At 68.7% G+C, this 12,831-nt stretch carries 11 protein-coding genes; 3 read left to right on the top strand and 8 right to left on the bottom strand.

Annotated features, from left to right (window positions below; translation table 11 throughout):
* Nucleotides 1-118: 118 nt before the first annotated feature.
* Nucleotides 119-1,456 (bottom strand): NADP-specific glutamate dehydrogenase, encoded by a 1,338-nt coding sequence (gene gdhA / locus BKH32_RS00045; RefSeq protein ID WP_075248053.1) that lies wholly within the window; start codon nt 1,454-1,456, stop codon nt 119-121.
* Nucleotides 1,457-1,642: 186 nt separating this feature from the next.
* Here gdhA and BKH32_RS00040 point away from each other — a divergent pair, with 186 nt between their 5' ends.
* Both BKH32_RS00040 and BKH32_RS00035 read left to right on the top strand, forming a co-directional pair.
* Nucleotides 1,643-2,476 (top strand): class I SAM-dependent methyltransferase, encoded by an 834-nt coding sequence (locus BKH32_RS00040; RefSeq protein ID WP_075248052.1) that lies wholly within the window; start codon nt 1,643-1,645, stop codon nt 2,474-2,476.
* A gap of 116 nt (nt 2,477-2,592) precedes the next feature.
* A complete protein-coding gene (locus tag BKH32_RS00035; protein WP_075248051.1) occupies nt 2,593-3,597 on the top strand; it encodes a hypothetical protein in 1,005 nt (334 codons plus the stop codon).
* A gap of 5 nt (nt 3,598-3,602) precedes the next feature.
* On the opposite strand, the gene BKH32_RS00030 is transcribed toward BKH32_RS00035, so the two are convergent.
* Nucleotides 3,603-4,340, bottom strand: a complete 738-nt coding sequence (locus tag BKH32_RS00030) for a CDP-alcohol phosphatidyltransferase family protein (protein WP_075248050.1) — start codon at nt 4,338-4,340, stop codon at nt 3,603-3,605.
* Between the two features lie 195 nt (nt 4,341-4,535).
* The gene (locus BKH32_RS00025) at nt 4,536-8,420 is read right to left on the bottom strand and encodes an eIF2A-related protein (protein WP_075248049.1); all 3,885 of its coding nucleotides are present in this window, start codon (nt 8,418-8,420) and stop codon (nt 4,536-4,538) included.
* A gap of 652 nt (nt 8,421-9,072) precedes the next feature.
* Here BKH32_RS00025 and BKH32_RS00020 point away from each other — a divergent pair.
* A complete protein-coding gene (locus tag BKH32_RS00020) occupies nt 9,073-9,261 on the top strand; it encodes a hypothetical protein (protein ID WP_075248048.1) in 189 nt (62 codons plus the stop codon).
* Nucleotides 9,262-9,405: 144 nt separating this feature from the next.
* Here BKH32_RS00020 and BKH32_RS00015 read toward each other — a convergent pair whose 3' ends face one another.
* From BKH32_RS00015 to BKH32_RS00005, 5 genes are all read right to left on the bottom strand, one after another.
* On the bottom strand, nt 9,406-9,798 hold the full coding sequence (locus BKH32_RS00015; protein ID WP_075248047.1) for a VOC family protein: 393 nt from the start codon (nt 9,796-9,798) through the stop codon (nt 9,406-9,408).
* A 540-nt stretch (nt 9,799-10,338) separates the two neighbouring features.
* Entirely contained in the window at nt 10,339-10,503 is a 165-nt protein-coding gene (locus tag BKH32_RS13835; RefSeq protein ID WP_178384513.1) for a hypothetical protein, read from the bottom strand.
* 54 nt (nt 10,504-10,557) lie between these two features.
* A complete protein-coding gene (locus BKH32_RS00010; RefSeq protein WP_075248046.1) occupies nt 10,558-10,803 on the bottom strand; it encodes a hypothetical protein in 246 nt (81 codons plus the stop codon).
* A gap of 432 nt (nt 10,804-11,235) precedes the next feature.
* Nucleotides 11,236-11,544 (bottom strand): hypothetical protein, encoded by a 309-nt coding sequence (locus BKH32_RS13385; RefSeq protein ID WP_143222632.1) that lies wholly within the window; start codon nt 11,542-11,544, stop codon nt 11,236-11,238.
* A gap of 276 nt (nt 11,545-11,820) precedes the next feature.
* A partial coding sequence (locus BKH32_RS00005; protein ID WP_143222631.1) for a C2 family cysteine protease occupies nt 11,821-12,831 on the bottom strand: 1,011 nt, incomplete at its 5' end.

Genomic DNA, 12,831 nt, shown 5'->3' with positions numbered 1-12,831 from the left:
CAAGAGCGCCGATCCCGCACGCCCCTCCCCCTCCCACGGCACAGCGACGGCGTCCGCCGCCTCGGAGAAGAGGCGACGGACGCCGTCGCTGTGGGCGCGAGCCCGGATCAGCCAGGTATCAGACGATGCCGTGGGCGATCATGACGTCGGCAACGCGGGTGAAACCGGCCGCGTTGGCGCCGAGCACGTAGTCGCCGGGACGGCCGTACTCCTCGGCCGCAGCGACGCAGGAGTCGTGGATGTCGGCCATGATCCCAGTCAGCTTGGCCTCGGCGGTGGCGAAGTCCCAGCGGGTGCGGCCGGCGTTCTGCTCCATCTCGAGGGCGGAGGTCGCCACGCCACCGGCGTTGGCGGCCTTACCGGGGCCGAAGAGGATGCCGGCCTTCTGGAAGGCCTCGACGGCCTCGGGGGTGGAGGGCATGTTGGCCCCCTCGGAGACCACGCCGCAGCCGCCCCGCAGCAGGGTGTTCGCGGCGTCGCCGTCGAGCTCGTTCTGGGTGGCGCAGGGCAGGGCGACGTCGCCGGGGACGTCCCACACGGAGCCGCCGGCCACGAGGCGGGCACCGGGGCGGCGCTCGACGTAGTCGGCCACACGACCTCGCTCGACCTCCTTGACCTGCTTGAGCAGCTCGAGGTCCACCCCGGCCTCGTCGACGACGTAGCCGGAGGAGTCGGAGAAGGTGATGGGGGTGGCTCCGAGCTGCTGGGCCTTCTCGATGGCGTAGATCGCCACGTTTCCGGCACCGGAGACGAGGACCTTCTTGCCCTCGAGGGACTCGCCCTTGGTGGCGAGCATGGACTGGGCGAAGAGCACGGTGCCGTAACCGGTGGCCTCGGTGCGCACGAGGGAGCCGCCCCAGGCCAGGCCCTTACCGGTGAGGACACCGGCGTCGTAGGAGTTCCGCAGCCGCTTGTACTGTCCGAACATGTAGCCGATCTCGCGGCCGCCCACGCCGATGTCGCCGGCGGGCACGTCGGTGGAGGGGCCGATGTGGCGGGCCAGCTCGGTCATGAAGGACTGGCAGAAGCGCATGACCTCGGCGTCGGAGCGGCCGTGCGGGTCGAAGTCGGAACCGCCCTTGCCGCCGCCGATTCCCTGCGCGGTCAGGGCGTTCTTGAAGATCTGCTCGAAGCCGAGGAACTTGATGATGCCGGCGTTGACCGAGGGGTGGAAGCGCAGACCGCCCTTATAGGGGCCCAGCGCCGAGTTGAACTCGATGCGGAAGCCGCGGTTGACGTGGACCTGGCCGGCGTCGTCGACCCACGGGACCCGGAACATGATCTGGCGCTCGGGCTCGACGATGCGCTCCAGGAGGGCGCCCTCGGCGTAGTGGGGGTGCTTGGCGATGACCGGACCGAGGGACTCGAGCACCTCGTGGACGGCCTGGTGGAACTCGACCTCTCCACGGTTGCGAGCCACAACCTGCTCATAGACCTTTTCGACAACGTCCTGCATGGGGGGACTCCTTCGCCTAGCGGAATATGCTCAGCACCTGGCTGGTCGCCGCGGCACCGCGAGAAGACTTCCACCGAGACGTTCACTGAGACGAAACATCTCGCGATCCGGAGGGCAATTGCCGTTGCGGAGGCCACATTCTGGGCGCTCACGCAACACAGATCACATTCCTGGATGATCTAAGGCATGACTGGTGAACAGCTTTCCGACGGTTCAGTCAGGACGCCCCGCTACACCCACGGCCACAGTCCTGCGGTGCTCAGCGCGCACTCGCGGCGCGGTGCGGCGGACTCGGCCGCCTACCTGCTTCCCCACCTGAGTGCGGGAATGGATCTGCTCGACGTCGGCTGCGGGCCGGCGTCCATCACCGCGGATCTCGCTGAGCTCGTCGCCCCGGGGCGGGTTGTCGCTCTGGATGCCTCGGCCGATGCCCTGGAGGCGGCTCGGGCTACGCTGCGCGAACGGGGCCTGTCCGAGCAGGTGGAGCTGACCCGCGGGGACGTCATGGCCCTGCCCTTCGAGGACGGCTCCTTCGACGTCGTCCACGCCCACCAGGTTCTCCAGCACCTCGCGGACCCGGTGGGTGCCCTGGCCGAGATGCGACGTCTCACCCGCCCCGGCGGGATCGTGGCCGTGCGCGACGCCGTGTACTCCGCCATGACCTGGTTCCCCGAGCCTGCGGGCATGGAGCGGTGGCGCTCGGTCTACATGGCCACCGCCCGGGCCAACGGCGGCGAGCCCGACGCCGGGAGCCGGCTGCTGTCCTGGGCCCGGGCGGCGGGCTTCACCGACATCACCGCCTCGGCCTCCACCTGGTGCTACGCCACGCCCGCCGACCGGGCCTGGCAGTCGGAGACCTGGGCGCAGCGGTGCCTGACCTCCTTCGGGCCGCGGGCCGTCGAGCTGGGGCTGGCGGACGGGGCCGACCTGGAGGCGATGGCTCAGGCGTGGCGGCAGTGGGGCGCCAGCGAGGACGCCTGGTTCGTCGTCGTGCACGGCGAGGTCATGGCCCGCGCCTGACGGCGGACGCACGGGATCGCCCGGCGACGTGAGCCGTCGCGCCGGCCGGTGAGGAGTGACCCGTATTGACTCACAGGTTGCACACAACCGGCACCCACTCCTCTAGGCTCATCCCAATGCCCGAACACACCCCCGCTCCCCGATCCTCCGTGATGGACATGATGGCTCTGCGATCCGTCACGGAGCTTCCCGTCACCCGGCGTCATGTCCTGGACCCCGAGATTCTGCGAACGGTGGCGGCCGTCGACCGGGTCGGCGATCTGACGCGCTTCAACGTCGCCGAGGTGCCCGAGCTGGCTCATCTCTCCGCCCCCGAGGAGCTTCTGGCGCCTGACGAGCGCGGTTGGGCCCTGGGGCACGCCATGTCCCTGGCCGTCGAGCACGGGCAGCGCCTGTGGCTGAGCGAGGTTCCCAAAGAGCGGCTGGGGCTGCTGCGGACCGTCCTGGGTGAGCACCTCGTCCACATCGCCTCCCCGGAGGCGCCCGAGGGCGTCAAGCCCCCTCAGTCCAACGGCGGCGAGGGAACCGATGAGGGCCGCGTCGTCGTGGCCGTGAGCCCGCGCCGTCTCCTGGACGAGTGGGCCACCGGGACACCTGAGCAGATCAGCTACCTGCGCACCGTCCTGGAGGGGACGGACCCGCTGCGCGTCTCCCGGCGCACCCTGGCCGCCCTGCAGGAGGCGAAGGTCGATCTCGTGCCGCGCGCCGGTATCGTCCGGCTGTTGCACAATCCCCGTTTCCTGGCCTACGCGACGGTGTTCATCTACTCCTCACTGCGGGCGCTTCCGGCCGTCTACGCCCCTGGCTTCCGCGGCAACCCCTGGGTGCTGTGGAGCATCGATATCGTCACCGCGGTGCCCTACACCTGGGGGATCATCGCCATGGTGGCGGGCAAGCGACGCCGCATCCGCTTCGCCGGGTTCCTCGTCACCCTCATCACCTTCGTGGCGCCCTACGTGTACTTCTTCCTGTCGGGCAGTCACCGGGACGGCCCCGGCTACCCGCAGTGGGTCATCATGGTGGTCATCGGCCTGGTGCTGGCCACCTTCCTGCTGGAGGGCGGCCGCTGGCTGCGTGACGTGATCGTCGCCCGGGGACTGCGCGCCCCGGGGGACGGCTAGTCGGTCTACGCCGCTGACGCCGCCGATTCCGCCCCGCGGATCGAGCGCAGCACCCCGGCGAGCAGGAACCACCCGCCGGAGACGGCAAGGACGGCGACCAGGCTGAGCGGGCGGTGGGGGTAGATCGCCACCAGCCAGCAGGTGGCCAGGAACCACACGGCCACCGCACCGATGTTGAGGGCGCGGAAGCGCTTGACGCGGGCCGGGTGCGCGTAGTGCGTGGGCACCAGGGTCAGCACCACGAAGATGAGGGTGACGATGATGTTGAAGGCCGCCGGGGTCTGGAGCACGTAGAACATGAGGGCCACGATGTTCCAGGCGGCCGGGAAGCCCACGAAGTAGTAGTCGGTGGACTTCCACTGCTTGTTGGCGTAGCAGAACATCGACGAGCTCAGGACGAGGGCCATGAGCAGTCCCGCCACCGGCCTGGGGCCCATCGGCAGGGCAACGTACATGAAGACCGCCGGGATGAAGGTCCAGGTGAGGTAGTCGACGACGATGTCCACGATACCGCCGTCGAACCAGGGGATGATCTCAGAGACCCGGGCGCGCCGGGCCAGGGTGCCGTCGACGCCGTCGACGACGAGGGCGACGAGCAGCCAGACCCACATCCACGTGAACTCCCGGTGGGGGTTGATGGTGGCGAGCATGGCCAGGCTGGCCCACACCAGTCCCGACATGGTGAAGATGTGCACTGCCCAGGCGGCGACACGGGCCCGTGCCGGGTACTGCGCCGTCGACACAGACGTCCCCTCTCGGTGGATAACACTGACGGCGGGAAGTCTATGCGGTTCACAGCCCCAGCACATATCCGCCGGCGTCGCTCCTAAGCGATCCCCGTCTCCTCTTGTCCCACCGAGAACCGAGTGCGCCCCCGTACCTGCCGGTCTGGGGCGCACTCGAGCTGCCGGGCGTCGGGGAGGCGCGCGGGAGATGACTCACATACTCACGTTGCGGAAGTCGAAGGGGTAGATCCCCATGGGGTTCCAGTGGGCGATGAGGCGCGCGCCGCAGGCCGCGTCGTGAGCCCACAGCTCGGAGCTGATGACGACGCCGCCGCCCTCCAGCTCACTGAGGTCCAGGCGGTGGTGTCCGTCGACGTACTCATCGGCCTGCTCCATGGGGAAGAGGGTCAGGTCCGAAGCGGGGCTCGACAGGCCCGCCAGCTGCTCATCGAGGCCGGCCAGGTCGTTGCCGGCGATGCCGTAGCGGCTCGCCAGCTCGTTGACGTCACGGCGCGCGATGGCGGCGACGAACTCCTGCACCTCGGCGTAGATCCGCTGGCGCAGGTCCTCGCTCCCCCAGGGCGCCGGGGTCGGCTCGGCGGGCTCAGCGGGCTCCTCCTCGGCGCTCGGCTGGGCCTCAGCGTCCGTCTCAGCCTCCGTGGTCTGCGCGACCTCGGCCTCCTCGGGCGCGATCGACCTCTCCAGGTCCTCCTGTGCCTCCGGGCGCTCGACGGGGGTCTGCTCGGTTTGGGCCTCCTGGGCCGCGTGGTCCTCGGGCTCGCCCTCGGGTGTTGAGACGGTCGGCGCGGAGACGGCCTCGGCACCGGAGGTCAGCGGCGCCTCAGGCGCCGTCGCATCGGCGGCATCGGCGGCGTCGGCGGCGTCAGTGACGTCGGCCGGGGCGACGGCGCGCGCCGTCTCAGCGGTGTCCGCGACGGGCGGTGCCGTCGCCTCGACGGAGGCCTCGACCTCGGGGGTCTCCTCCTGCGTCGGCCCATCGGCCTCCTCGGAGAGGTCGAGGGTGACCTCATCGCCCTTGTGGCCGACGGCGTCGGCCGGGGTCAGGGCGAGCTCGAGCTGGTCGGGGGCGACGGTCTCACCAGTGGGTGCGGCCACGGGCTCACCACCGGCATGCTCGACGGCGGGGATCGCCACCGGCTCATAAGCGGACTCGGCCGTCCCGGAGGACTCCGCCACCTGGGTCGGCGAAGCCAGCTCGGACTCGACGGGCACGGCCGCCTCAGCGCCGTCCTCAGCGACCTTCTCCGGGGCCGACTCGGCCGGGGTCTGAGCGGTGGCGGCGGCGTGCCGGGCCCGGCGCGCGTTGTCAGCCGCCTCCGTCTCAGGGGCCGGGACGGCGGGCGCGGTGGCACCGGCGTCGGTCTCCTCGGTGGTCTCAGCCGGACTCGGCTCGACCTGCGCCTCGGGCTGCTCCTGCCGGTCCCCCTCGGGGACGGACAGGGCCTGCGGCGCCTCAACCATCGCGGGCGACGTCACGGCCGGTGCACTCACCTCACCGTCCACAAGGCCCTGGTCCACGGGGAAGGGCTGGACGAGGAGGGTCTCCCCCGTCGGTGCGGCGACCGGCTCGGTCTCGGCCTGCGTGACCGGCTGCCCGAGAGCGTCGGGAACCTCAGCGGCCTCGGCCGGCGTGTGGGCGGTCACCGCCGCGTGCCGGGCCTGGTGAGCAGCGGCCGCCTCCTCCACCTCGGGGGCGAGGATCTCCTCGATGGGGGACTCGTCGGCAGGGGCCGACGACTCCTGCGCCTGAGCAGGGGCGTCCTCAGGGGACTGGGAGCCGACGGTCTGCTCGGCGTCAGCGGCGGGCCCAGCCTGTGCGGGCCCAGCCGCCTGCTGTGCGGGCACGGCGAAGACGGAGGGGGCTTCGGCGTAGTCGCCGAGCGCGTCGGACTCCGGCGCCTCCGCAGTCTCGGAGGGCTCGGTGACCTCAGGAGGTTGAGGCTCCTGAGGCGCCTCGGCCGGGTCCTGCGTCGTCGGGCCCTCGTCAGTCGCATCGGCCGGAGCGGGTTCCGCGACGACCTCGGGCAGCGGGTCAGGATTGATGTACTGGCGCCGTTCCACGCCCACGCGGGTGAGCTGGCCGGCGAGGATCTCAGGGCGGCCGAGGTAGTCCCAGACCTCCCCGGGGCCCGAGCGCAGGCTCAGGGAGGGGGCGTCGAGGATGGCGACCCCGCCGTCGGGCAGGAAGCACAGGAACAGCCCGGTCATCTCGCCGGTGGCGGCGTTCCACAGGCGCACGGTGCCGTCCTCGGAGCCGGTGAGGATCCGGGTGCCGTCTGGGCTCCACTGCGCGTCGGTGACGCCGAAGCGGTGGCCGGCCAGGGACAGGATGATCTTGCCGGAGACCTCGTCCCACACTCGCACGACGCCGTCGTCGAAGCCGGCCAGCACCTTGGCGCCGTCGGGGCTCCAGGCGTAGGAGCGGACCATGGCGGCGTCGTCGCGCAGCGTCACGAGCTCACCGGAGGTGATGACGTCCCAGACGTGGGCGGCGCCGTCGGCGCTGCCGGTGACGACGCGAGGGCCTCCCTGCGTCCACACGACGTCGCGCACCCAGTTGCCGGTGTAGGTGTGGATGACCTCGCCGGTGGCGGCGTCCCAGATGCGGGCCGTCCCGTCCTGGGAGCCGGTCAGGGCGCGCTGACCGTTGGGGCTCCAGGCGACCGAGGTGATCATGTCGCTGTGGCCCTCGAGGGTGAGGAGGCGCTCGCCGCGGGCGGCGTCCCAGATCGCGGCGCGGTCGTCCCCCAGGCCGGTGAGGAGGCGCTCGCTGTCCGGGCTCCAGGCGATGTCGTTGACGTCGTCCTCCCCGGCGGTCAGGGCCTGGACGACGTCGCCGGTGGAGGCGTCCAGGATGAGGACGCGCGGCGAGAGGTAGGAGGAGGTGGCCAGGCGGGTGCCGTCCGGGCTCCAGACGACCTCGCTCAGCTCCCGGGCGCCGTTGTCCACGGTGAGGCGCGGCTCGCCAGTGGTGGCGTCCCAGACGCGGTTGCCACCGATCTTGGCGCCGACGCTGAGCTTGGTGCCGTCGGGGCTCCAAGAGACGGTCTCGACGGAGTTGCCGGCCCCCAGGACGAGCTGGGTCTGGCCGGTGGCGGCGTCCCAGACGCGCACGGTGTCATCGTGGGAGCCGGTGGCCACGCGGCTCGAGTCCGGGCTCCAGGCCAGGGCACAGGCCCACTGGTTGTGACCGCGCAGGCTGAGCAGCTCCTCGCCGGTGGAGGCGTCCCAGATGTGAGCGGTGGTGCCGGAGATGTCGTCGGTGATGATGCGGCTGCCGTCGGGACTCCAGGAGACGACACTGACCCAGCGGCGTTCGCGGCCGTGGAGGCTGAGAACCTCCTCGCCGGTGGCGGCGTCCCAGACCCGGGGCTCGGCCGAGTCGAAGGCGGTGATGATGCGGCGCGAGTCCGGGCTCCATGACAGGCCGGTCATCGGCTCGATCGGGCCGACGTGGGTCGGCCTGCCGTCGGGCCCCATGGTGGCGCCGCGCCCCACGAAGGCCATGGGGCCCACGCGCAGCAGCTCGGTGCCGGTGGTGACGTCCCAGACCCGGGCGGTGCCGTCGTCGGAGGCGGTGGCCACGCGGGTCCCGTCCGGGCTCCACGACACCGCGGTGAGGTGCTCGGTGTGCCCCGACAGCGTGCGCACCACCTGACCGCTGGAGGCGTCCCAGATGCGGGCCGAGGCGTCGTCGAAGCTGGTGAGGATGCGAGTGGAGTCGGGGCTCCAGGCCACCGCCCCGCCGACACCGGATCCGCCGACTCCCAGGGTCAGCAGGTCGGCGCCGGTGGTCGCGTCCCAGACGCGGACGCTGTGGTCCTCCGCCGCAGTGAGCAGCCGTGTGCCATCAGGACTCCAGGCCACTGCACTGATGGACAGGCTGGGGCCGGCCAGCGCGAACAGCTCGGTACCGCGGTTCGCGTCCCAGACCCGGGCCGTGCCGTCGTGCGATCCGGACAGGAGCCGCGTGCCATCCGGGCTCCAGGCCACACCCCACAGCGCGTCGAAGTGGCCGGCATACAGTGACACCTCACGAGGGTCGATCGTCCCCGAGGTCTCTGAAGGCACAGTCATGGTTGAAGTCTAGAGATCTCTGCGAGGTATCTGCGGCATCTTGAGCCGATTGCGAGCAGTTACCTGAGTGATATCTGGCAAATCCGGGGCTGAGAGGGCGCCACGCCGGGCGTGCGACACGCTGAGGCGCCCCCTTCCGCGCCACCGCGCCCCGTTCGGGCGGGCACGGGAGGGCGCTGCGCCGGCGGCGGCGACCGGCTCGCCCGCCGCTTCGATATCTTCCCGAGACCCCTGGAGGGTGGTCGGGCGCTGCCACCCGAGCGGTGTTGATGGCGGCGCAGGCGCCGCGTGGGCCCGCCACCGCTACCTCACCGCAGCGTCGTCGTCTCCCCGTCTCCCCACCAAGCCCCGGACCGCCACCATCTCCTCCCCACCGAGGCCCGTCACCTCCCTACCGAACCGCCGCCATCTCTCCACCGCGCCTCAGACCGTCGTCCCCTCGCCGCCATCTCCGGGCCCGCCACCAAGGCTGACGGGATAGAGACGCCAGGACATGCTCACGTTTCCAGCCGGAACCGCTGCCGACGGGCACACCCTCCAACTGGGGTAGGAAGCTCACTGCACTCCGCCCTCCTTTGGGGGGAATAGTGGGTGGCGCAGAATCATTCGGCGGCCCGATGTCTCACGGACAACCATCACGCAGGCTGGAGTCATGACTGCGATCACGACCTCCCGTCCCACAAGTCAAGCCCTCACCCCCAGCGGCGAGAGTCTCGGACGTCGCTGGCTCAAGACCGTTCTGGCCACCGCCCTTGCCGGTATTCTCTGTCTGGTGCTCATCGGCGTCACACGCACCGTCTCCGCACTGATCACCGGCGGGAGCACCGGGGCCGGGCGGTAGGCGAGTCTCTTCGGTTCGCCTCACTACGGCGCCCCTCGTCGTCTCCTCATCGAGCCCCGCCGTGTAGGGATGTCCCCGACGACGGCGGGCTCACGCAGCGGAGGAGCGGCGCACAATCCGCAATCAGAGGCACACAGTCGGCGGTCAGTTGCCGGTTCCGTGGAGGACGGCCTCGAGGTTGTTGCCGTCGGGGTCGAGGACGAAGGCCCCGTAGTAGCCGGGGTGGTAGTGCGGGCGCTCGCCGGGACCGCCGTTGTCGGTACCGCCCGCCGCCAGGGCCGCCTTATGGAAGGCGTCCACCTGCGCCGTCGACGACGCCGCCAGCGCGATATGGCAGGGCGTCGGGTTCTCCGCCGGGGCCAGCCACAGGTCCGCGTGGACCGGGGAGTCCTCCGGCGCGCCGGGCGCAGGGGCTCCCAGCCCGGTGACGGGCCCGAACTCCATGACCACGCGGTAGCCCAGCGGTGCGAGGGCCGCCTCATAGAAGGCTTTCGAGGCCGCCGGATCACTGACGCTCACAGAGGCATGATCGATCATGCCCCCAGGCTAACCACTGGTTGATACACGGTGGGCACGTTGACAGGTGCCAGCCATGACATCGTCCGCAGCCCCTTCCGATCTCACATGAGTTCGTGAGGGCGAGATACCTTCACCGGTTCAGCATGAGTCTGACGGCCTGCACCATTGGATTCCGGGGTCAAGGTTGACGTTGACGTGAACTCTTCCTCTTGCTCCGCCGGCCTTGTTCTTATCGGGTGGGGATGTGGACGGTGGAGTGACGGCAACAAGTGTGACGGCGCCCAGGCCGTCGATGTGGACGCTCTCACCCAGATGCATCTCATAGACAGTTGGTTCACCCCCTTTGGGCCTCCATCGCACTGAGCCGACCCACTGATTCTGCTCGACATGCATGCCAGCCGATTCCAGCGTCCCCTTGTCCGTCCATTTAGGCGGGACGGACCCACCAAGAGATACTAGGTCGCCCTTCTCAACACCAGACGGAAGAGAGGTGCTCGTGAGCGGCGGAGGCACGCTTGCGGTCGACTGAGAAGCGCCTGCCATGCTCGAACGAAACCATCACAGCCAGCCGCCCGCCCCCAGCAGGAACGCGAGCACGACGACGACTCCGACGGCGCCCCAGCGTGCGCGCCTCCTTCGGTGCCCCACCCGGTCAACATCTTGAGGGGAGGCCGCCACGGCCGGGTCCACGGGTCCCTCAGGGGCGGGCTGTATCTCGACCATGACCGGCATCCTTCCAGGAGGTGAGTTCAGTGAGGACCAGCAGTCTTTACGGGTTCAGCAGGGATCCCACTTTCGACACCAGTGCAGCCCAGGATCGAGATTGACGTGAACCTCGGTCGCCCATCCACCTGCCTCGCCTTTGTCAGGGGTGTGCAATCGCGGGTTAACAGCGAGGAGGGTGACGGTGCCCAGGCCGTCGATGTGGACGCTCTCACCCAGGTGCAGCTCATACTTGGTCGACTTCCCTCCCGTGGGCGTCCAGTACACCGAACCGATCCACTGGTTCTGCTCGACGCGCATACCGCCAGCCTCCAGCCTCCCGGCCTTGGTCTCAGGAGCCCGAGTCGCTCCCCCGAGAGACACGATATCGCCCTCTCCGATCCCAGTCGGCAGCAGAACGCGCGTGATTGATGGAGAAGCGCTTGCGGCCGATCGAGAGGTAGTGCTGGGACGAGTCCACCACAGCCAGCCGCCCGCCCCCAGTAGGAGCGCGAGCACGACGACGACTCCGACGGCGCCCCAGAGCACACGTCTCCTTCGGAGCCCCTCCCGGTCAGCGTCTTTCGGGGAGGGGCAGGGCGCCATGGCAGGGTCCACAGGCCCCTCAGGGGCGGGCTGCATCTCGACCATGACCGTATTCTTTCCTGGAGGTGAGCTCTCAAGAGGCACAGTGGTAGACAGAACCGTCCCTCAATGAGGTGAGTGCAGTGACGGCCAGACATCTTCACGGGCTCAGCAGGGGTCCCAGGGTTCACACCAGTGCAGTCCGGGGTCGAGTGCAACGTGAACTCGCGTCGTCCACCCACCTCCCCTCGTTCTATCAGGGATAAGGGGTGGTGGGTTGACGGCGAGGAGGGTGACGGTGCCCAGGCCGTCGATGTGGACGCTCTCACCCAGGTGCAGCTCGTACCTGGTCGGCTTCCCTCCCTTGGGGGTCCAGCGCACCGAGCCGATCCACTGATGACGCTCGGAACGCATATCACCGGTCTCCAGTCTCCCGGCCTTGGTCTCAGGAGCAGGAATCGATCCGTCAAGAGACATGACGCTGCCCCTTCCCACCCCCGCCGGTAGAGGAACACTGGTGGTGCTCGGCCGGGTCCACCACAGCCATCCCCCCAATCCGGCCACAATCGCAACGACCACAACGATAGTGGAAATAGCCGCCCACAGCATGCGTTTCCTATTTCCCACCCTTTTTGGTTGACTGCCAACATATTGTGGGACGACGTTTCCCGGGGCGCCGGTTGCTTCTATGCCACGAAGGTGTTTCATGTTCACCATTATCCACTCCCTTAAGAGTACCTGACGTGTAAGCGCCTAGCCGATGGAGGTATGGGCGAAGTGCTTCTCGTAATCTTCTCGAGTGATTCGAATCAAGCCGCCACCCTTCCTGCCATCATTGGGAGTGTCATTCCAGCCCCAGGGGTTGCGCAGGGTAACGTACTCGTCGTCAATGTCGACAACCGTGTACGCATGGGATGATTTCTTCGTCTTAGGGTCATGATCATAGTCGCCTCCAACGAGGCGGTACTTGCCTTCCTCGTCCGGCGCCTCGCCGTTACTTCCGGGATTCTTGGTGTCAATCTTGCCGTCACCATTGGTGTCCGAGGCCGCATTAACTGTGCCGTCATCACTGAAGTCTCCGTTGGTCAGTCCGACAACGGGCTTTCCGTTCTCGACAGAGTCCTTAATGTCTTTCCACTCACTGTCATCGTACTTGTGGTCCTCTATTGGTGAGGTCCAGCCGAACCAGCCAGGTTCTGAGCCCCACGTGTCGACGTGGTGGGCGTCGGCGTTCGAGACAACCTCCATGCCATCCTTCTCAGGGTTCCCACCATCGTCAAGATCACTGAATCCGAAGTGCTTGCCGTAGGCGCGTTCGTAGAGGCTCATGAGGGTGGGCCTTCTCTGGGCGTCTTTGGTGCCGTCAGAGTAGTAGTCGTCCACGTCGACGTAGACGGGTTTGCCGTTGTCGTAGAGGGTGACGACGAAGCAGTTCTTCTTCTCGTCCCACCTGACCTGGTCCCGCAGGAACTGCTGGCCGTCCTCAGTCCGGGAGTAGCCCTGCAGCGTGGCAAGCAAGTAGCAGTCACCAATACCCCTCTGATTGGCATCGGGGTCCCAGTCGCCGTTGCCGTCGGCCTGCTCCTGCAACCGAGCAATATCCTCCTCCGAAAACGGAGCAAGCCCAAATGGAGCCATCATCATTTTCCGAGCAAGATGCAGCAGCCGCTTCTTTTCCTTTTCTCGACTATCTGCCGCAGCCGCCGCTCCGCCATTCTTCCCACCTCCCGGACCGGCACTGGCCGCGGTGCCGAGTGAGGCGGC

Source organism: Actinomyces oris (genome assembly GCF_001929375.1).
Taxonomy (GTDB): domain Bacteria; phylum Actinomycetota; class Actinomycetes; order Actinomycetales; family Actinomycetaceae; genus Actinomyces; species Actinomyces oris_B.
Note: the sequence above shows the minus strand (reverse complement) of the source record. Positions and strands in the feature narration are given on the sequence as shown.

Excerpts from the sequence above, each read along its gene's own strand:
- gdhA (WP_075248053.1), bottom strand. The coding sequence starts at position 1,456 with ATGCAGGACGTTGTCGAAAAGGTCTATGAGCAGGTTGTGGCTCGCAAC.
- BKH32_RS00040 (WP_075248052.1), top strand. The coding sequence starts at position 1,643 with ATGACTGGTGAACAGCTTTCCGACGGTTCAGTCAGGACGCCCCGCTAC.
- BKH32_RS00035 (WP_075248051.1), top strand. The coding sequence starts at position 2,593 with ATGCCCGAACACACCCCCGCTCCCCGATCCTCCGTGATGGACATGATG.
- BKH32_RS00025 (WP_075248049.1), bottom strand. The coding sequence starts at position 8,420 with ATGACTGTGCCTTCAGAGACCTCGGGGACGATCGACCCTCGTGAGGTG.
- BKH32_RS00020 (WP_075248048.1), top strand. The coding sequence starts at position 9,073 with ATGACTGCGATCACGACCTCCCGTCCCACAAGTCAAGCCCTCACCCCC.
- BKH32_RS00015 (WP_075248047.1), bottom strand. The coding sequence starts at position 9,798 with ATGATCGATCATGCCTCTGTGAGCGTCAGTGATCCGGCGGCCTCGAAA.
- BKH32_RS13835 (WP_178384513.1), bottom strand. The coding sequence starts at position 10,503 with ATGGTCGAGATACAGCCCGCCCCTGAGGGACCCGTGGACCCGGCCGTG.
- BKH32_RS00010 (WP_075248046.1), bottom strand. The coding sequence starts at position 10,803 with ATGCGCGTCGAGCAGAACCAGTGGATCGGTTCGGTGTACTGGACGCCC.
- BKH32_RS13385 (WP_143222632.1), bottom strand. The coding sequence starts at position 11,544 with ATGTCTCTTGACGGATCGATTCCTGCTCCTGAGACCAAGGCCGGGAGA.